Origin of the sequence: Kitasatospora cinereorecta, from assembly GCF_024172095.1 — a bacterium.
Taxonomy (GTDB): domain Bacteria; phylum Actinomycetota; class Actinomycetes; order Streptomycetales; family Streptomycetaceae; genus Kitasatospora; species Kitasatospora cinereorecta.
In genome coordinates this window covers 277074-296457 of record NZ_JAMZDX010000003.1, presented here as the reverse complement: position 1 = coordinate 296457, position 19384 = coordinate 277074, and the positions used below count along the sequence as shown (strand labels likewise).

At 73.7% G+C, this 19384-nt stretch carries 13 protein-coding genes; 1 reads left to right on the top strand and 12 read right to left on the bottom strand.

Going from position 1 to position 19384, the window contains the following annotated elements; all coding sequences use genetic code 11:
* Positions 1 to 38: 38 nt before the first annotated feature.
* The 11 genes from guaA to FHR36_RS14945 all read right to left on the bottom strand — a co-directional run bounded on the left by guaA (position 39) and on the right by FHR36_RS14945 (position 17309).
* Positions 39 to 1598, bottom strand: a complete 1560-nt coding sequence (guaA, locus tag FHR36_RS14995) for a glutamine-hydrolyzing GMP synthase (RefSeq protein WP_380230582.1) — start codon at positions 1596 to 1598, stop codon at positions 39 to 41.
* An 821-nt stretch (positions 1599 to 2419) separates the two neighbouring features.
* A complete protein-coding gene (locus FHR36_RS14990; protein WP_253797433.1) occupies positions 2420 to 3910 on the bottom strand; it encodes a hypothetical protein in 1491 nt (496 codons plus the stop codon).
* 132 nt (positions 3911 to 4042) lie between these two features.
* Positions 4043 to 5836, bottom strand: coding sequence for a GMC oxidoreductase (locus tag FHR36_RS14985; RefSeq protein WP_253797431.1), 1794 nt, complete (start codon positions 5834 to 5836; stop codon positions 4043 to 4045).
* Between the two features lie 51 nt (positions 5837 to 5887).
* Positions 5888 to 7519, bottom strand: a complete 1632-nt coding sequence (locus FHR36_RS14980) for a succinic semialdehyde dehydrogenase (RefSeq protein WP_253797429.1) — start codon at positions 7517 to 7519, stop codon at positions 5888 to 5890.
* Between the two features lie 78 nt (positions 7520 to 7597).
* Positions 7598 to 9238, bottom strand: coding sequence for a serine/threonine-protein kinase (locus FHR36_RS14975; RefSeq protein WP_253797427.1), 1641 nt, complete (start codon positions 9236 to 9238; stop codon positions 7598 to 7600).
* 155 nt (positions 9239 to 9393) lie between these two features.
* A complete protein-coding gene (locus tag FHR36_RS14970) occupies positions 9394 to 10491 on the bottom strand; it encodes a protein kinase family protein (RefSeq protein ID WP_253797362.1) in 1098 nt (365 codons plus the stop codon).
* A 51-nt stretch (positions 10492 to 10542) separates the two neighbouring features.
* The gene (locus FHR36_RS14965; RefSeq protein WP_253797360.1) at positions 10543 to 12498 is read right to left on the bottom strand and encodes a serine/threonine-protein kinase; all 1956 of its coding nucleotides are present in this window, start codon (positions 12496 to 12498) and stop codon (positions 10543 to 10545) included.
* A 145-nt stretch (positions 12499 to 12643) separates the two neighbouring features.
* Positions 12644 to 13771 carry a GuaB3 family IMP dehydrogenase-related protein gene (locus FHR36_RS14960; RefSeq protein WP_253797353.1) on the bottom strand — a complete coding sequence of 376 codons (1128 nt, stop codon included), beginning with the start codon at positions 13769 to 13771 and terminating at the stop codon, positions 12644 to 12646.
* Positions 13772 to 13993: 222 nt separating this feature from the next.
* Positions 13994 to 15499 carry an IMP dehydrogenase gene (gene guaB, locus FHR36_RS14955; protein WP_253797340.1) on the bottom strand — a complete coding sequence of 502 codons (1506 nt, stop codon included), beginning with the start codon at positions 15497 to 15499 and terminating at the stop codon, positions 13994 to 13996.
* A gap of 307 nt (positions 15500 to 15806) precedes the next feature.
* Positions 15807 to 16502: an RNA polymerase sigma factor ShbA gene (shbA, locus tag FHR36_RS14950; RefSeq protein ID WP_301330247.1), complete on the bottom strand. Its 696-nt coding sequence runs from the start codon at positions 16500 to 16502 to the stop codon at positions 15807 to 15809.
* A gap of 195 nt (positions 16503 to 16697) precedes the next feature.
* Positions 16698 to 17309 (bottom strand): response regulator transcription factor, encoded by a 612-nt coding sequence (locus FHR36_RS14945; RefSeq protein ID WP_014136228.1) that lies wholly within the window; start codon positions 17307 to 17309, stop codon positions 16698 to 16700.
* 524 nt (positions 17310 to 17833) lie between these two features.
* Here FHR36_RS14945 and FHR36_RS14940 point away from each other — a divergent pair.
* Positions 17834 to 18160, top strand: coding sequence for a WhiB family transcriptional regulator (locus FHR36_RS14940; RefSeq protein ID WP_253797327.1), 327 nt, complete (start codon positions 17834 to 17836; stop codon positions 18158 to 18160).
* Between the two features lie 112 nt (positions 18161 to 18272).
* Here the strand turns inward: FHR36_RS14940 and FHR36_RS14935 are convergent, their stop codons facing one another.
* A complete protein-coding gene (locus FHR36_RS14935; protein WP_253797325.1) occupies positions 18273 to 19277 on the bottom strand; it encodes a LysR family transcriptional regulator in 1005 nt (334 codons plus the stop codon).
* Positions 19278 to 19384 lie beyond the last annotated feature (107 nt).

Sequence of the window (19384 nt, the reverse complement as noted above, 5' to 3'; positions counted from 1 at the left end):
CGGGAGCGGCGGCGCGGCCGTTCAACTGCGGGAGGAAATCACTCCCACTCGATGGTGCCCGGCGGCTTGCTGGTGATGTCGACGACGACGCGGTTCACGTCGCGGACCTCGTTGGTGATCCGGGTGGAGATCCGGGCCAGCACGTCGTAGGGCAGGCGCGACCAGTCGGCGGTCATCGCGTCCTCGGAGGAGACCGGGCGCAGCACGATCGGGTGGCCGTAGGTGCGGCCGTCGCCCTGGACGCCGACGCTGCGGACGTCGGCGAGCAGCACGACCGGGCACTGCCAGATCTCGCGGTCCAGACCGGCCGCGGTCAGCTCCTCGCGGGCGATGGCGTCGGCGTCGCGGAGCAGGTCCAGGCGCTCCTTGGTGACCTCGCCGACGATCCGGATGCCGAGGCCCGGGCCGGGGAACGGCTGGCGCTGGACGATCTCCTCCGGCAGGCCGAGCTCCTGGCCGACCATCCGGACCTCGTCCTTGAACAGCTTGCGCAGCGGCTCGACCAGCTGGAACTCGAGGTCCTCGGGCAGGCCGCCGACGTTGTGGTGGGACTTGATGTTGGCGGTACCGGTGCCGCCGCCGGACTCCACCACGTCCGGGTACAGGGTGCCCTGGACCAGGAACTCGACCGCCGGGCCCTCGTCCGCGATGATCTCGGCCTGGGCCTGCTCGAAGACCCGGATGAACTCCCGGCCGATGATCTTGCGCTTCTCCTCGGGGTCCGAGACGCCCTTGAGGGCGGCCAGGAAGCGCTCCTCGGCGTCCACGACGACCAGCTTGACGCCGGTCGCGGCCACGAAGTCCTTCTCGACCTGCTCGGTCTCGCCCTTGCGCATCAGACCGTGGTCCACGTACACACAGGTGAGGCGGTCGCCGATGGCGCGCTGCACCAGGGCGGCGGCCACCGCGGAGTCCACGCCGCCGGACAGGCCGCAGATGGCGCGCTTGTCGCCGACCTGCGCGCGGATCAGCGCGACCTGCTCGTCGACCACGTTGTGGGTGGTCCAGTTCGGGGCGATGCCGGCGCCGCGGTAGAGGAAGTGCTCCAGGATCTGCTGGCCGTGGTCGCTGTGCAGGACCTCGGGGTGGTACTGGACGCCGTAGAGCTTCTTCTCGTCGTTCTCGAAGGCCGCGACCGGCACCACGTCGGTGGAGGCGGTGACGGTGAAGCCCTCGGGCGCGGCGGAGCAGGCGTCGCCGTGCGACATCCACACCGAGTGCTTGTCCGGGACGCCCTCGAACAGGGTGGAGCCGGAGCGGGTGACCGTCAGCGGCGTGCGGCCGTACTCGCGGGCGCCGGTGTTGTCGACGGTGCCGCCGAGGGTCTTGGCCATCAGCTGGAAGCCGTAGCACATGCCGAAGACCGGCACCCCGGCCTCGAACAGGGCGCCGTCGAGCTGCGGCGCGCCCTCCTCGTACACCGAGGACGGGCCACCGGACAGGATGATCGCCTTCGGGTTCTTGGCGAGCATCTCGGCGACCGGCATGGTGCTCGGCACGATCTCGCTGTAGACCCTCGCCTCACGCACCCGACGGGCGATGAGCTGGGCGTACTGGGCGCCGAAGTCGACCACCAGGACGGTGTCGTTGTCCGGCACGGACTGGACGGGAATAGCAGAGGACACGGACGGCCTTCCGGCAGCGGTGTGGGGAGTGTCTGCTGCAAAGTCTACCGGGCGCCCCGCACGGCCCGGTTTCACTCGTCTGCCGCCCTCCGGTGCCGTGACCGCCGGGGGCGGCCCGTCGTTGCACCGGACGACCGTACGACCGCCGCGCATCCGCCAGGTGCGGGCGGCCTGGCCGACGGGCCGAGGTACGGCGAACCACGCGTGGATCAACTCCGGTCCACCGGTGTGCGTGGCGGGCGCGGGCCCGCCGTGGGACCGCGCACCGGTGTTGCGGTCGGGTCAGCAGGGGACAGCGACCCCCGACGGCGACCGGGCGGATCCGGAGGTGCGGCGGCCGGTACCGGTGCCGACCGCCGCACCTCCCTCCTCCGCTCCCGGCGTACGCCCCTGTGCGCCCCACCTGGCGACTACTACGCACGGTAACCACATCGCGGCACGGCGAGCAGGTGGAGGCGGGACGGCGCGCCCGAAATCGACTGTGCCCAACTGCGTCGAATCGGTTGCACAGTAAGGCCTCCGTCCAGCACGATGCTGGATACGGGGGCGCACAGGACCGTCGCCCCGGCCCACCCGAAGGCCGTTGACGAGAACGGTTATCACCTCACGCTCAGTGAGGCCCACCGGCCCGCGAGCGTGTCCCGAAGCCATCCGACGAGACGGCGCTCCTCCCCCGGCGCCGTCACCTCCAGCACCGGTGCCGCCCTGACGCCGTGTGCTGAACGACAAAGGGCCCCGTTCCCCCGCGGGGCCCTTTGCCCTTGTCCGGACCGACCGCGCCCGACCGTCCGGGCTCAGTCCCCGCCGCGCGATTCCAGCAGCTCGGAACGGTAGGGCGAGGCCGGGTGCGGCACCGGGGCGCTCTCCACCACTCCACCGGCCTCGGGCCCGTCGGCCGTCGGCACATCCGCCGCCGGAGGCGCCGCGACCGGGCGCACCAGGTCCAGCAGCGCGGGTACGCCCAGCGCGCCGAGCGCCGTCCACAGCGCCACCGCGACCAGCACGCTGCCCACCGACCAGCCGGTGGACGACAGCGCGGTCAGCCCGCCGGACGCGGTCGAGATCGCCGAGGCCGCGCTGCCGTGGCGGGCCGTGGTGAAGGAGAGCGACACCCCCGCGCCCAGCAGCAGCACGGTCGTCAGGCCCGCGTGCACGGCCGCCAGCCGCAGCCGGCCGGGCAGGCCCAGGCCGTGCCGGCGCGCGGTCCGGCCGAGCAGGACCGCGGTGCCGAGTGCCAGCAGCACCGTCCAGCACCAGTGCGCGCTGTGCCCCTGGAGGTCGAACAGCGACAGCGACTGTGTCTGCGCGCCGGTCGGCAGCGCCAGCCCGGAGGCGTGCACCTCCGCCCGGGCGCCGCTGCCGATGCCGATCAGCAGCATCGCCACGTTGAGCACCGCCACCGGGTCGAGCCACACCGGCCAGCCGGCCGCCGCGGTCAGCACCAGGGCCACCACCGAGGCGACCGCCGCGGCCGTCGCGGTCACCCGCAGCGAGAGCAGGGCGGCGGACCGCCAGGCCAGGGCCCGCGGCGGCAGCACGTCGGCCGCGTGGACCGCGAAGGCGAGCGCCGCAGCGGCCAGCGCGGAGCCGGCCACCGCCTGCCAGAGCACGATCCCGGAGCTGTCCCGGACGGTGCCGAGGCCGCTGAGGTCGGCCGAACCCGCGGCGCCGGTCAGCTCGGTGGCGGTGAGCAGGCCGAGCAGCAGGGTGGTCAGGCCCGCCACCAGGCCGGTGCGCAGCGCCTCGCCGGCGGCCTCGCGCGGGGTGGGCGGCTCGGGCCGCCGGCGCAGCCGCTCCCGCAGGCCCCGGCGCAGGCCGAGGCGGAGCAGCAGCAGCCACAGCACGGTGAGGACGAGCGGGACGGTACGCAGTTCGAGTTCGGTGGAGACCGCGCCGAGGCCGTGGCTCAGCTCGGTGGTGGAGCGCCAGGTGGCGCCGAAGCAGGTCAGGGTGACGGCCAGCCAGCGGCCGTACCGCTCGCCGAAGGGGCCCTCGGGGAGGATGCCGGCGCCGTCCGCGGTGTCGGCCAGCAGCAGGGCGGTGACCAGCAGCAGCACGGTGGGGGCGAGGAGGGCGCGCAGGGCGGCGGGCCACCCGGGGTCGATCCGCAGCCGGCCGGTGCGCGGCTCGTGCACCACGCCGCGGCCCCACCGGCCGGGCTCGCCCCGGCCGGTCTCCTCGACCACCTCGCCGATCGCCGGTACGGACGCGAACGGCTGGTCGCAGGAGGCACAGCGCACCGCCCCGAGCGCCGAGGCCGCCCCGCAGTACGTGCAGATCGCCACGCTGTCCCCCGCCCCCGAAGTCCCCTGAACCCGCCGTTTATCCCACCGGGCTTCGGAGGCTGTCAAACCTGCGGCCGGACGGCTGCGGACCGGACCGTGGCCGGTCCGGCGGCCGCCGCTGTCGGGCAGGTCCTACGGCGCCGTCTTCTTCGGCACCTCGGGGACGGCCAGCAGCGGCAGTCGCAGTGCGCCGAACGCGTCCTCGGGGACGGCCGGCTGCCGGGGCGCCACGGCGGTGACCCGCCGGTAGTCCTGGTCCTGCGCGGGCCGCGGGTCGGCCTCGCCGCGGTTGGGCCACATCGACATGGCCCGCTCGGCCTGCGCGGTGATGGTCAGCGAGGGGTTGACGCCCAGGTTGGCGGAGACGGCGGCGCCGTCCACCACGCTGATCCCGGGGTAGTTCCAGATCCGGTGGTACGGGTCGACCACGCCGGTCTCCGGGCTGTCGCCGATCGGGCAGCCGCCCAGGAAGTGGGCGGTCATCGGGATGTCGAAGATCTCGCCGACGGTGGAGCCGGCGAAGCCGTTGATCGACTCGGCGAGCGCCTTCGCGCCCTCCTCGGCGGCCGGGATCCAGGTGGGGTTGGGCGCGCCGTGGCCCTGCCGGGAGGTCAGCTTGCCCTTGCCGGGGCCGGACTTCTTCAGCGAGACGGTGAGGGAGTTGTCCAGCGACTGCATCACCAGGCCGATGATGATCTTCTCGGACCAGCGGTGCTGGTTCATCGACTGGACGAACAGCCACGGGTGGCGGCCGACCGTGGCCAGGTAGCGCAGCCAGCGCGGGCCGCGCCCGCCGCCGGGGACCTGCTGGACGCTCAGCGCGCCCATCGCGTTGGAGCCCTTGCCGTAGCGGACCGGCTCGATGTGGGTGTTGGCGTCCGGGTGGATCGAGGAGGTGATCGCCACGCCCTTGGTGAAGTCCACCTTCTCGCCGTAGCGCCGGTCGGTGGTCTGCGCGCCGACCAGCGCCTCGGAGTTGGTGCGGGTCAGCTCGCCGAGCCGGCCGGAGACGGCGGGCAGGTGGCCGCCGTCGCGCATCCGGTGCAGCAGGGTCTGGGTGCCGTAGGTGCCGGCCGCGACCACCACCCGGGCCGCGGTGATGGTCCGGGCGCCGGCCTTGCGCGGGTCCTTGGAGCGGGAGTCGGTGCGGCGCACGTCCACCGCGAAGCCGCCCTCGCCGCCGGGACCGCCGAGCGGCCGCAGCCGCTCCACGGTGGTCATCGGGTGGATCTCGGCGCCGTTCTTCTCGGCGAGATACAGGTAGTTCTCGGTGAGCATGTTCTTGGCGCCGTGCCGGCAGCCGGTCATGCACTCGCCGCACTCCACGCAGGCCTTGCGGCTCGGGCCCTCGCCGCCGAAGTACGGGTCGGCGACCTCGGTGCCCGGCGTGGTCTTCGCCGCGCCGTCGGAGTCCTGCCCGTCGCCGAAGAAGACGCCGACCGGGGCCATGTGGAAGGTGTCGCCGCAGCCCATCTTCTCGGCGGCCGCCTTGAGGTGGACGTCCGAGGGGGTGGTGGTCGGGTTGAGCCGCACCCCGAGCATCCGCTGCGCCTGGTCGTAGAAGGGCGCCAGCTCCTCCTGCCAGTCGGTGATGTGCGCCCACTGCCGGTCCTCGAAGAACGGCTTCGGCGGTACGTACAGGGTGTTGGCGTAGTTCAGCGAGCCGCCGCCGACGCCCGCGCCGGCCAGGATCAGCACGTTGCGCAGCAGGTGGATGCGCTGGATGCCGTAGAGGCCGAGGGCCGGGGCCCACAGGTAGTTCCTGGTGTCCCAGGAGTTCTTCGGCAGCCCGTCGCGGCCGTACCGCCGGCCCGCCTCCAGGACGGCCACCTTGTAGCCCTTCTCGGTGAGCCGCAGCGCGGACACCGAGCCGCCGAACCCCGAGCCGACCACGACCACGTCGTAGTCGAACGCACCTTCAGCCATGCCAAGTTCTCCTCGTTCGGGCAGCCCGGGGGCACCGGTTGCGGGGGCCGGTCACTTGAGCCGGAACGCCTTCATCGCCTTGAGCCCGGTCGTGAACAGCCGGGCGAACTTCTCGTCGTCCATCCCCATCGACGGTCCGATCGGCAGCAGCCGCTGCACCGCGACGGTCTGCGCCTCGGTGTAGCGCAGGATGCCCTCCGCGCCGTGGCGCCGGCCGAGCCCGGAGTCGCCCATGCCGCCCATCGGCGAGGCGACCGAGCCGTAGGCGGCGGCGTACGCCTCGTTGACGTTGACCGTGCCGGTGTGCAGCCGGGCCGCGACCGCCCGGCCGCGGCGCAGGTTACGGGTCCAGACGCTGGAGTTGAGCCCGTACGGGGTGGCGTTGGCCGCCGCGACGGCCTCGTCGTCGGTGTCGAAGCGGTAGATCGAGACCACCGGGCCGAAGGTCTCCTCGGCGCAGACGGCCATCTCGGGGGTGACCCCGTCGAGGATGGTCGGCTCGTAGAAGAGCGGGCCGAGGTCGGGGCGGGCCCGGCCGCCGGTGACCACGGTGGCGCCGGCCTTGACGGCCTCGTCCACGTGCCGGCCGACGGTCTCCAGCTGCCGCGGGGAGACCAGCGAGCCCATGTCGGCGCCGTACGCGAGGCCGCCGCCGAGGCGCAGCGCCGCGGTCCGCTCGGCGAACCGGGCGAGGAAGTCCTCGGCGACCGAGCGGTGCACGAAGAGCCGCTCGATGGAGATGCACAGCTGTCCGGCGGAGGAGAAGCAGGCCCGGACAGCGCCCTCGGCGGCCCGGTCCAGGTCGGCGTCGGCCAGCACCAGCATGGCGTTCTTGCCGCCGAGCTCCAGGGAGGCGCCGACCAGCCGGGCGGCGGCCTTCTGGGCGACCTCGCGGCCGGTGCGGGTGGAGCCGGTGAAGGCCACGTAGTCGGCCCGGTCGACCACGGCGGGGCCGACCACCGGGCCGTCGCCGAGGACGATCTGCCACACCTCGGCGGGCAGGCCGGCCTCGATGAACAGCTCGCGGGCCCACAGCGCGGTCAGCGCGGTCTGGGTGTCGGGCTTGTTGACCACCGCGTTGCCGGCCACGAAGGCGGGCAGCGCGTCGCCGACCGACAGCTCGAAGGGGTAGTTCCACGGCGAGATCTGGCCGATCACGCCCTTGGGACGGCGGGCCTCCACCGCGCTGGTCAGGCCGGGGATCGCGCCGCCGCGGCGGCGGTCGCGCAGGTAGGAGGCGGCCCGGTGGCCGTAGTGGCGGGCGGCCGAGGCGACCGCCATGACCTCCTCGAAGGCGTGCAGCCGGGCCTTGCCGGTCTCCGCCTGGATCAGGTCGAGCACCTCGTCCTGCCGCCGCAGCAGCAGGTCGTGGAAGCGCAGCAGGACGGCGGCCCGGCGGCGGACCGGCAGCGCGGCCCAGGCGGGCTGGGCCCGGCGGGCGACCTGGAAGGCCCGCTCCACGTCGGCCGGGGTGGAGAGCGGCAGGGTGGCCAGCGTCTCGCCGGTGAGCGGGGCGATGGTGTCGGCGGTGCCGCCCTCGCCGTCGGCGGTGACGCCGCGGGCGAGCCGGGCGATCACGGCGGGGGTGACCGCCGAGGCGACCGTACGGCCGCCGCCCGGGGCTGCGGGGTTGCTCCCGGCCGCTGCGGTCCGGGCCTGTCCGTCTGCCGTGATGTCCGTCATGGCCGACACCATAGGCGTTCGGCGGGCCGTTGTGTACCCACCGGTAACAGGAACCGGCCGGTGTCCGGCGCTTCCCGGTCAGCCGGTCGGCGTGAAGCCGTTCAGCACCACGGTGAACCGGCGCTGGCTGGCGGTCCAGTCCTTGTCCGGTCCGGAGATGTAGACCGCGTACGAGGTGCCGTTGGAGCTGCGGAACTCCGCCTCCTTGGCGTGCCGGCGGCTGCCGTCCCTGGCGGTGTAGCTGAACTCCCAGACCGCGCCCTCCTGGTCCTTGATCCGGACGTCGGACATGTCCGTCAGCTGGTAGTCCTTGAGGTTCTTGCTGACCGCGGTCTCCATCTGCAGGAAGTGCGCCCGGGGGCTGAGCGGCTGGCCGACCGTCTTGGCGAACTGCAGGTAGTGGATCTTGGCGTCCGGGCTGTAGACGATCTGGCCGCCGCCCTCGTCGGTCCGCGTCCAGGGCGTGTCGGTGGGCGCCAGGAAGCGGAAGCCCTCCGGGTCGTCCCGCCAGGCGTAGCCGGCCGGCGCGGGGGCGTCGCTGGCGATCGGCTCGGTCGGGGCGGGGCTCGGCCCGCTCGGGGAGACCGGGCCGCCGCTGTGCAGGTGCAGCATCCGGTAGCCGACTCCGCCGGCCACCAGCGCGGCCACCAGGACGGCCACCGTCACCAGCGGCCAGCGGCGGCGCCGGCGGCGGCGCGCCGGGACCGCGCCCTCCGCCACGGTCGAAGCGGCCTCCGCCGACCCTCCGGCCTCGGTCGGTCGCTCGGACGGGGCCTCGCCGACGGCGTCGAGCTCCGCGGCGGCCCGCTCGGTGCGGTCCGCCACCGGTACGGACTGCGTGGTCTCCCGGGGCGCCTCCTGGTCCGGCACCCGGATGCCCAGCGTCGCCCCGGCCGCCACCTCGCGCAGCATCCGGATCGCCTGGTCGGCGGTCGGCCGCTGCTCCGGGTCCTTGACCATCAGCGCGGCCAGCACCGGGGCCAGTGCGCCGGCCCGGCGCGGCGGCGGCAGCGGCTCGTCGACCACCGCGGCCAGCGTGGTCAGCGGGGTGTCCCGGCGGAACGGGGACTCGCCCTCCACCGCCGTGTACAGGGTCGCCCCGAGCGCCCACAGGTCGGAGGCCGGGCCGGGGCGCTGCCCCTGGGCCCGCTCGGGCGCCAGGTAGTCGGGCGAGCCCACCAGGTCGCCGGGGCGGGTCAGCTCGATGCCCGCGCCCTCGAACTTGGCGATGCCGAAGTCCAGCAGCACCGCACGCCCGGTGCCGTGCTCCAGCAGCACGTTGGCCGGCTTGACGTCCCGGTGCAGCACGCCGAGCTGGTGGCCGCGGTGGAGCGCGGCGAGCACCTGCACGCCCACCTCGGCCGCCTCGCGCGGGGTCAGCGCGCCGTCCTCGGAGACCACCGCGGACAGCGAACGGCCGTCCACCAGCTCCATGACGATCCACGGCCGGCCGTCCTGCTCCAGCACGTCGTGGATGGTGATGACGCCCGGGTGCTTGATCCGGGCGGCGGCCCGGGCCTCGCGCTTCATCCGGGACTGCAGGATCTCCAGGTCCTCCTCGGACAGGTGGCTGACGGTCAGCTCCTTGACCGCGACCTCGCGGTCGAGCATCTCGTCGCGGGCCCGCCAGACGGTGCCCATGCCACCCCTGCCCAGGCGCTCCCCGAGCGCGTACCGGCCCGCGAGTACCCGGCCCGTCGACTGGTCATGCACGCCCATGGGCGACCGCTCCCCCTCACTGCCCCACCGCCGTTCCGGCGGGGGTCCCGGTGCACCGCAGTCACCGCGTGTCTTCTTTCACGCTCAGATTAGGCCGCAGGTGGCACTCCCGGAATCTCGCCCCTGCCTCCGCACCGCAGCGTGACCGCCCCGGTTCAGCCCGCGACCAGCACCACCGCGGCCAACGCGGCCACCAGCGCCAGCACCACCCCGCCCACCAGCAGCGGACCGAGCAGCGCCGGCGGTACCACCGGCGCACGCCGGGCGGGCAGCGCGGACTGATGCTCCGTGTGCTGACGGGCAGTCCGCCGGACGCGCCTGCGCCCGGTGGGGACCAGCGGCCCGGCCGGCGGCCGCACCACCGGCAGCAGCGGCACCGGGACGGTCCCCGACCCGTACGGCTCCGGCGCCCCGGCCAGCACCGCGCGCAGCTCTCCCTGGATCGCCGCCGCGTCCGGCCGCAGCCCCGGATCCGGCTGCAACAGCCGCTCCACCAGCGGACGCAGCACCCCGCAGCCCTCCGCCGACCGCGCCCGCCCGTCCCGGACCGCCGCCAGCAGCGTCGGCAGGTCGTCCTCCGGGTACGGCCCGTACCCGGTCAGCAGCCGGTACAGCAGCACCCCCAGCGCCCAGCAGTCGCCCGGCGCGCCGGCGTCGATCGGCCAGCGCTCGGCGCGCGGCCCGACCAGCAGCGCCCGGGTCTCGTACACCCGGCGCGGCACCGGCCCGCCGACCGCCGCGCAGAGCTCCTCCTCGGCCGCGCCGCCGAGCAGCCCGCCGAGCAGGGCGGCGCCGTCCTCGCAGACCAGCACCGTGTCGGCGGTCAGGTTGCCGTGCGTCAGCCCCGCCCGGTGCAGGGCCCGCAGGGCGGTGGCCAGGTCGGCGGCGATCTCCGCCACCCGGTACGCGGAGACCGGCCCGTTGCCGGCCAGCCGGGACAGCGGCTCGCCGGCGGTCCGCTCCTCGACGACCCACAGCAGCTCGTCCTCGGGCACCGCCTCCAGGCCGCGCAGCAGCCGGGCATGGTCGGGTGCGGCGGCGGCGACCGCGGCCACCCGTTCGGCCAGCCGCGGGCCGTACCGGGGGTACTCGGGTCCCTCCGGCCCGCCGGGGGTGAGCAGTTCGGGAAGCTCCAGCGGGCGTATCCGCACCCGCGCCCCGGACCGCAGGTCCTGCGCGGGCACGTCCTCGCCCGCCGGATGGTCCGTCACCCGGTACCACCCTCCGACCACCTGGCCCGGTGCCGTTCTCATCCCGTCCCTCCCTGCCGCCCTCGGGCCAGAGTACGGCGCAAGGTGCCCGAACTACGGTGCGGGCTGGAAGGTGTCGAAGGAGACCTGGCGGGCCTGCGAGGCGACCGGGCCGCTCCAGTCCGACTCGGGGATGGTCCAGAAGATCGCGTACCCGTACTTGCCGCCGCCGGTGACGAAGCCGCGGTTGAGCGCGTGCGCGGTGCTGCCGGACCGGGTGTAGGTCCACTCCCAGTCGGCGGCGTTGGTCCAGCTGCGGAAGGTCATGCCCTCGACGCGGATGCGCTTGTAGTTGGAGAAGGTCGACGGCCCGCTCTGGTCCATCTCCTGCCAGTCCTTCAGCGCGTTGTCACCGGCCGGCTGGCGCCAGTCGATCATCAACTTCATCCCGCGGCCCTCGAACTTGCGGCTGGTGGAGTCGTAGTCCACGCCCTTGTCCGTGAGCCAGTCGGGTATCGCCAGGGAGAAGCCGGACGGGTCCTTCCAGAGGGTGAACCCGGCGGGCGGCTGACCGGCCGGGGCACCGGAGGCGGCCGGGGTCTGCCCGGCGGACGCCGCCGGGCTCGCGCCCGTACCGGTGCCGGTACCAGTACCGGTACCCGTGCCGGGCGCCGGCGAGGCCGCGGTCCCGCCCGGAGCGGGCGAGCCCGCGGGCGCGCCGGAGGCGGCCGGGGCACCCGTGGCGTCGGGCGCGGTGGAGGCCGGGGCCTGGTCCGCGGAGGAGGAGCCGGTCTTCTTGTCGTGGTGGAGCAGCGCGATCAGGGCGGCGACCAGCACCAGGACCAGCACCACCGCGCCGCCGGCCAGGACGGCGGTGCGCCGCCGCCGGTCGGCGGTGCCGGTCGCCGGCATCATCGAGGTCTGCGGCTCGGCCGGGGCCGACGCCTCCGGAGTCCGCGGGGCCGGGACGGCGGCGGCCGCGGGCGTAGGCATGGGCGCCGACGGCGCGGCCGAACGGCTGCCGACCCGCACCGTGCCCACCCCGGCGCGCCGCGGCTTCTCCGCAGCGGCCTGCGCCGCCTCGGCCGGCTCCTTGACGGAGGGCGCGCCCGCTGCCGCCGCTGCGACCGCGGACTTCCCGGCAGCCGTCGCGGCCTTCGTCTCCGGCTTCGCAGCCGCGACCGGGGCCGAGGCCGGGGTCGGGACGGCCTGCTGGGTGGTGGCCTCGGCGCGGGCCGCGCCGTCGGCGACGATCCGCTTGAGCATCGCCCGGGTGGCGGCCGCGTCCAGCCGCTCGGCCGGGTCCTTGATCAGCAGGCCCTCGATCACCGGCCGCAGCGGGCCGGCGTTCAGCGGCGGGGCGAGGTCCTCGGTCATCACCGCGGTGAGCGTGGCCAGCGCCGAGCCGCGGTCGTAGGGCGGGTTGCCCTCGACCATCGCGTACAGGGTGCCGCCGAGCGACCACATGTCGGCCGGCGGGCCGGGCTTCTGCCCGCGGGCCCGCTCGGGCGAGATGTACGAGGGCGCGCCGACCAGCATGCCGGTGGAGGTGATCGAGGTGTCGCCCTCGACGCTGGCGATGCCGAAGTCGGTGAGCACCACCCGGCCGTCCTCGCCGATCAGCACATTGGACGGCTTCACGTCACGGTGCAGGATGCCGTGGCTGTGCGCGGCGCCGAGCACGCCGAGCAGGTCGAGCGCGATCTCGGCGGCCCGCACCGGGGTGAGGGTGCCGTCCTCCTTGATCACCTCGGCCAGCGAGCGGGACTCGACCAGCTCCATCACGATCCACGGCCGCTCGTCCTCCTCGACCACGTCGAAGACGGTGACGGCGGCGGTGTGCCGGATCCGGGCGGTCGCCTTGGCCTCGCGGAGCGTACGGACGATCAGACGGTGCTTCTCGTCCTCGTCCACCGCGCCGGTCATGCGTAGTTCCTTGACCGCCACGATCCGGCCGAGCATCTCGTCCTCGGCCCGCCAGACGGTGCCCATGCCGCCCCGGCCGAGCACGTCGTTCAGCCGGTAACGCCCCGCCAGCAGACGGCCGATGGACTCCTGCGGCTGCGTCATCGGTGCGCTCTCCCCCATGTGTTGCCGGCCCAAGACTCCATCATCCCCTGTCACGGCGGCCCGGCGCCAACCGGCCCTCGGTTTTCCGCCGGACGCCGAAGGGCCCCTGTCAACGACAGGGGCCCTTCGGTGAACTGACTTGCCGTCAGCGGTGGTTGAGCGCGGGGTTGACGGTGACCTCGACCCGCTGGAACTCCTTGAGCTCGGTGTAGCCGGTGGTCGCCATCGCCCGGCGGAGCGCGCCGAAGAGGTTCATGGTGCCGTCCGGGGTGTGCGACGGACCGGTCAGGATCTCCTCGGTGGTGCCCACGGTGCCCAGGTGCACGCGCTTGCCGCGCGGCAGCTCCTCGTGGACCGCCTCCATGCCCCAGTGGTGGCCGCGGCCGGGCGCGTCGGTGGCCCGGGCCAGCGCGGCACCGATCATCACCGCGTCGGCGCCGCAGGCCACCGCCTTGGGGATGTCGCCGCTGAAGCCCACGCCGCCGTCGGCGATCACGTGCACGTAGCGGCCGCCGGACTCGTCCATGTAGTCGCGGCGGGCCGCGGCCACGTCGGCCACCGCGGTGGCCATCGGCACCTGGATGCCCAGGACGCCCCGGGTGGTGTGGGCGGCGCCGCCGCCGAAGCCGACCAGCACGCCGGCCGCGCCGGTCCGCATCAGGTGCAGCGCGGCGGTGTAGGTGGCGCAGCCGCCGACGATCACCGGGACGTCGAGCTCGTAGATGAACTGCTTGAGGTTGAGCGGCTCGGCGGCACCGGAGACGTGCTCGGCGGAGACCGTGGTGCCGCGGATGACGAAGACGTCCACGCCGGCGTCGACCACGGCCTTGGAGAACTCGGCGGTGCGCTGCGGCGAGAGCGCGGCGGCGGTGACCACACCGGACTCGCGGACCTGCTTGATCCGCTCCTTGATCAGCTCGGCCTTGATCGGCTCGGCGTAGATCTCCTGCAGCCGGCGGGTGGCGGCCACCTCGTCGGTCATCGCCGCGATCTCGTCCAGCAGCGGCTGCGGGTCCTCGTACCGGGTCCACAGGCCCTCGAGGTTCAGCACGCCGAGGCCGCCGAGCCGACCGATGGTGATCGCCTGGTCGGGCGAGACGACGCTGTCCATCGGCGCCGCCAGGAAGGGCAGCTCGAAGCGGTAGGCGTCGATCTGCCAGGCGATCGAGACCTCCTTCGGGTCCCGGGTACGGCGGCTGGGGACGACGGCGATGTCGTCGAAGGCGTAAGCCCGGCGGCCGCGCTTGCCTCGCCCGATCTCGATCTCAGTCACTTCGAGCCCTTCTGCTGCTGCTGTGCATCTCCCGGCCGGGTCACCCCGGCCGCCCCCAGTATCCCGCACCCGCACGTCCCCTGCCGCGACCGGCCGAGGGCCGGACGGCACCCCCCACCGGACCGGCCCGTCCACGGGATCACCCCGGGCCGGGACCGGCCGCGCGAACGGCGAAGGCCCGCCGCCGCGAAACGCGGACGACGGGCCCCGGCCCGACTGCGGTCAGCCCCGGCTGTTGTAGTTCGGAGCCTCGACGGTCATCTGGATGTCGTGCGGGTGGCTCTCCTTCAGACCGGCGGAGGTGATCCGGACGAAGCGGCCCTTGCTCTCCATCTCGGCGATGGTCGCGGCGCCCACGTAGCCCATGGTCTGGCGCAGACCGCCGACCAGCTGGAACAGCACCGCGGACAGCGGACCGCGGAAGGGGACCTGGCCCTCGATGCCCTCGGCGATCAGCTTCTCGTCGGAGGTCACCTCGCCCTGGAAGTAGCGGTCCTTGGAGAAGGACTTCGCCTGGCCGCGTGACTGCATCGCGCCGAGCGAGCCCATGCCGCGGTAGGACTTGAACTGCTTGCCGTTGATGAACAGCAGCTCGCCGGGCGACTCCTCGCAGCCGGCCAGCAGCGAGCCCAGCATCACGGTGTCGGCGCCGGCGGCCAGCGCCTTGCCGATGTCGCCGGAGTACTGCAGGCCACCGTCGCCGATGACCGGGACGCCGGCCTCCCGGCAGGCCAGCGCGGCCTCGTAGATCGCGGTGACCTGCGGGACGCCGATGCCGGCGACGACGCGGGTGGTGCAGATGGAGCCCGGGCCGACACCGACCTTGACGCCGTCGACACCGGCGTCGATCATCGCCTGCGCGCCGTCGCGGGTGGCGACGTTGCCGCCGATGACGTCGACGCCGACCGCCGACTTGATCTTCGACATCCAGCTCAGCGCGTTGCTGTTGTGGCCGTGCGAGGTGTCGACGACCAGGAAGTCGACGCCCGCGCCGACCAGCGCCTGGGCGCGGTCGAAGGACTCGGCGGAGGCGCCCACGGCGGCGCCGACCAGCAGACGGCCCTCGGCGTCCTTGGCCGCGTTCGGGTACTGCTCGGCCTTGACGAAGTCCTTGACCGTGATCAGGCCCTTGATCCGGCCGTCGTCGTCGACCAGCGGCAGCTTCTCGATCTTGTGGCGGCGCAGCAGCGCCATCGCGTCCGGGCCGGAGATGCCCACCTTGCCGGTGATCAGCGGCATCGGCGTCATGATCTCGGCGACCTTGCGGCTGCGGTCGCTCTCGAAGGCCATGTCGCGGTTGGTCACGATGCCCAGCAGCTTGCCGTCCGGATTCGCCACCGGCACGCCGGAGATCCGGAAGCGGGCGCAGAGCGCGTCGGCCTCGGCCAGGGTGGCCTCCGGGCCGACGGTGATCGGGTCGGTCACCATGCCGGACTCGGAGCGCTTGACCAGGTCGACCTGGTTGACCTGGTCCTCGATCGACAGGTTGCGGTGCAGCACACCCACGCCGCCCTGGCGGGCCATCGCGATGGCCATCCGGGACTCGGTGACCTTGTCCATCGCGGCGGACAGCAGCGGGATGTTGACCCGCACATTGCGGGAGACCCGCGAGGAGGTGTCGACCTGGTTCGGCAACACCTCGGAGGCCCCGGGCAGCAGCAGGACGTCGTCGTACGTGAGCCCGAGCATCGCGAACTTCTCGGGTACGCCTGCGGCGTTGTAAGACATCTAAGGGACCTTCCGTGGCGGGCCGTCGATCTCTGTCGCGCCCGGTGAGGGGTTTCCGAGCGCGTCTGACTCAGCAGGGCGGACCTCCGCGGTCGCGGCGTCCCACCCGCGCGCACCGGCGTGGCACTCGGCCGCCAAGACGCTCGGCGCTTGGAGGAACCTCCAACGGAACCCCGCGCACACCCACGAAACTTTGGCAACCCGACCAGGCGCCGATACCCCATGGTACTGGTGTCCTGAGGTATCTCCTCGCGCCCTCTTGACAACGCGAACCCCACGGGGACTCTTCCGCCGGACCTGTCCCGACTTAGGAGGACTCCTCCGCCAGCGCGCGGAGCCGGCTGAGCGCGCGGTGCTGGGCGACCCGGACGGCGCCCGGCGACATCCCGAGCACCTCGCCGGTCTCCTCCGCCGACAGCCCGTCCGCCACCCGCAGCAGCACCAGCTCGCGCTGGCGGGCCGGCAGGTTGGACAGCAGTTCCTTGATCCAGGCCGCGTCACTGCTCAGCAGTGCCCGCTCCTCCGGGCCGAGCGAGTCGTCCGGGGTCTCCGGCAGATCGTCCGGGGGGATCACGGTCGAGCCGGGGCCGCGCATCGCGGCCCGCTGCAGATCGGCGATCTTGTGCGCGGCGATCCCGTACACGAAGGCCTCGAAGGGGCGGCCGGTGTCCCGGTAGCGCGGCAGTGCGCAGAGCACCGCGACGCACACCTCCTGGGCCACGTCGTCCACGTGGTGCCGCGCCCCGCCGGGCAGCCGGACCAGCCGGCCGCGGCAGTAGCGCAGGGCGAGCGGAAGCACGTATCCGAGCAGGGCCTCGATCGCGGGCCCGTCGCCGCGGACCGCGGCGGCGACCAGGTCGGCCACCTCGGACGAGGTGGCGGCGCCGAGCACCGGCGGCCGTCCACCCGGCGTGTACGACGGATCGGCAGCCGGACCGCCGGGGTCGGGCTGCGCCGTCTCGGGCTCGGCCGCGCCCGTGGCGGCGGCCTCGTCGTCACGCATCGGTCCATGGTGCCTGGTCGACGCGGAAAACGCGGCACCGCGTCCGGACTTGTGCATCGGAACGTTATGCGCCGAGTGCACTGTGCCGCCTCCCATGCCTGTCCGCCGGTCCCCGAGGTGCTCCACTTCTCCATGGTGCAGCCTCGGGACCGCAACGTCACACGTCCGGGCGGGCCCGGTTCGTTCGGCGTTCGCTCAGCGGACCAGGCCCCAGCGGAAACCGAGCGCCACGGCGTGCGCGCGGTCCGAGGCGCCGAGCTTCTTGAACAGGCGCCGGGCGTGGGTCTTGACGGTGTCCTCGGACAGGAACAGCTCGCGGCCGATCTCCGCGTTGCTCCGGCCGTGGCTCATGCCCTCCAGCACCTGGATCTCACGCGCCGTCAACGTCGGCGCCGCACCCATGTCGGGGCTGCGCAGCCGGCGCGGTGCGAGCCGCCAGGTCGGGTCGGCGAGCGCCTGGGTCACGGTGGCCCGCAGTTCGGCGCGCGAGGCGTCCTTGTGCAGGTAACCGCGGGCACCGGCGGCCACCGCGAGGGCGACGCCGTCCAGGTCCTCGGCGACGGTGAGCATGATGATCCGGGCACCGGGGTCGGCCGACAGCAGCCGGCGCACAGTCTCCACCCCGCCGAGGCCGGGCATCCGGACATCCATCAGAACGAGATCGGAGCGGTCGGCCACCCAGCGGCGGAGGACCTCCTCACCGTTCGTCGCAGTGGTCACCCGGTCGACGCCGGGCACGGTCGCGACCGCTCGGCGAAGCGCCTCCCGGGCGAGCGGGGAATCGTCGCAGACGAGTACGGATGTCATGACCGTCCTCCGCAGCTGATCCGCGTCACGTTGAGCCTCCTGGCTGGTACGAACCTCTCCGACACGGCCGATTGGCGACGGACCCCGGTTGATCGCCGATGCCACCGCGATCGTTCCCGGGCTCCAGCGCCCGCTAACCGCCTCCGCACATCCAACGACCGTCACTCGAATGAGTTACGGCCTTCAGGGCCATCTCCACCACTGTACGTGGCCGATCCGTCACGGATCAGCCACCTCGCGGTGCACACGCCGCACTTTTGTGCTGCTCGCGCGCGCCGCCCGCGCCCCGCGCGCCTTCCAACAGCCGTCCACGCCCTGTGCACCACCCGTCTGCCGCAGCGAATCCGTCAAACCTCTTGCCCCGTTTGTCCGTTTTTATAGCTTCCATCCGGTCATTGACTGTTGTGTCGCTCTGTGGGTGACTTGTCCTGTTGGTTGGCGTAAGTCATATTTCCAGGTGTCCCTACCGGCCCCGTGCAGCCTCGCCGAGCTGCCAGGTCCCGAGTCCTCGAAGGGTAAGAGCCATGGCAGATTTCTCCCGCCTCCCCGGCCCCAACGCCGACCTCTGGGACTGGCAGCTGTCCGCAGCCTGCCGCGGCGTGGACAGCTCGCTCTTCTTCCACCCCGAGGGCGAACGCGGGGCCGCCCGGAGTTCGCGCGAGGCGAGTGCCAAAGAGGTGTGCATGCGCTGCCCGGTACGCGCGCAGTGCGCCGCACACGCCCTGGCCGTCCGCGAGCCCTACGGCGTCTGGGGCGGACTGACCGAGGACGAGCGCGAGGAACTGCTCGGCCGCGCGCGCAACCGGATGGTCGAGGTCCCGCTGGCGATGCCGGGTACCATCCGCCGCTGAACGCAGGCGGGGCACGAGCCCCGGTCGACCGCAGAAGAAACGTTTCCTCGCACGTGGGGCCCTGCGTGCGATACGCATTCGGCTGCCCGCGGGGCGGGACGCGGAGCGCGGGTCAGCCGGCGTCGACCGCCGCGGCGAGCTGATCCAGCATCAGGTCCACCGCCGGAACCTCCGCCAGGTCCGGCAGGGTGAGCGCCACCACCTGACGCCGCGCCGGATCCCCCGACGCCACCCGCACCGGTACCGCCGCCACCCCCGACTGCCGCACCGACTCCAGGGCCAGCCCCGGCAGCACCGCGACCCCCAGCCCGGCCGCCACCAGGCCGACCACCGCGGGGTAGTCGTCGGTGGCGAAGTCGATCCGCGGTTCGAAGCCCGCGTTCTCGCAGAGCTCCACCAGGTGCCCGCGGCACTGCGGGCAGCCCGCGATCCACTGCTCCCCGGACAGCTCCGCCAGATCCACTGGATCGGCCTCGCCCCGCTCGGCCAGCGGATGGCCGGCCGGCACCACGCCGACCAGCGGATCGTCCAGCAGCGGGCGCACCACCAGGTCCGACCAGTCGTTGGCCGCCGCCGTCGCCGCCGCCTCCAGGGTCGCCTCGGCCCGCGCCTCGCGCAGGGTGGCGTGCGGGGCGGGCCGGCTCACCGCGCCGCCCTGCGAGTCCGGGTACCGGAACGCCAGCGCCACCTCGCACTCGCCGCCGCGCAGCATCGCCAGCGACTCCGGCGGCTCCGCCTCCACCAGCGACACGCGGACCCCCGGATGGGCGGCGCGCAACCGGGCGACCGAACGCGGCACCAGAGTGGAACTCGCGGTCGGGAAGGACACCAGCCGCACCCGTCCGGCCCGCAGTCCGGCGATCGCCGCGACCTCCTCCTCCGCCGCGGAGAGGCCGGCCAGGATGCCGGTCGCGTGCTTCAGCAGCACCCGGCCCGCCTCGCTCAGCTGGGTCTCCCGGCCGGAGCGGACCACCAGCGGGGTGGCCACCGCCTTCTCCAGCGCCTTCATCTGCTGGCTGACCGCCGGCTGGGTGCAGCCCAGCTCGCGGGCGGCCGCCGAGTAGGAGCCGGTCCGGGCGACGGCGCGCAGGACGCGCAGGTGGCGAGCTTCGATCACGCGTCAACGATACGGAAACCACGAGGGGCGCGAGGACCCGCGCTCCGGCCCGGCACTACGGGAGTGCATGGCCGGTCGCGCAGTTCCTCGCGCCCCTACTGTTGGCG

Bases quoted from the DNA above. Each gene is read 5' to 3' on its own strand.
- FHR36_RS14945 (WP_014136228.1), bottom strand. From the start codon at position 17,309: ATGACATCCGTACTCGTCTGCGACGATTCCCCGCTCGCCCGGGAGGCG.
- FHR36_RS14940 (WP_253797327.1), top strand. From the start codon at position 17,834: ATGGCAGATTTCTCCCGCCTCCCCGGCCCCAACGCCGACCTCTGGGAC.
- guaB (WP_253797340.1), bottom strand. From the start codon at position 15,499: ATGTCTTACAACGCCGCAGGCGTACCCGAGAAGTTCGCGATGCTCGGG.
- FHR36_RS14965 (WP_253797360.1), bottom strand. From the start codon at position 12,498: ATGACGCAGCCGCAGGAGTCCATCGGCCGTCTGCTGGCGGGGCGTTAC.
- FHR36_RS14970 (WP_253797362.1), bottom strand. From the start codon at position 10,491: ATGAGAACGGCACCGGGCCAGGTGGTCGGAGGGTGGTACCGGGTGACG.
- FHR36_RS14985 (WP_253797431.1), bottom strand. From the start codon at position 5,836: ATGGCTGAAGGTGCGTTCGACTACGACGTGGTCGTGGTCGGCTCGGGG.
- shbA (WP_301330247.1), bottom strand. From the start codon at position 16,502: ATGCGTGACGACGAGGCCGCCGCCACGGGCGCGGCCGAGCCCGAGACG.
- FHR36_RS14975 (WP_253797427.1), bottom strand. From the start codon at position 9,238: ATGGGCGTGCATGACCAGTCGACGGGCCGGGTACTCGCGGGCCGGTAC.
- FHR36_RS14980 (WP_253797429.1), bottom strand. From the start codon at position 7,519: ATGACGGACATCACGGCAGACGGACAGGCCCGGACCGCAGCGGCCGGG.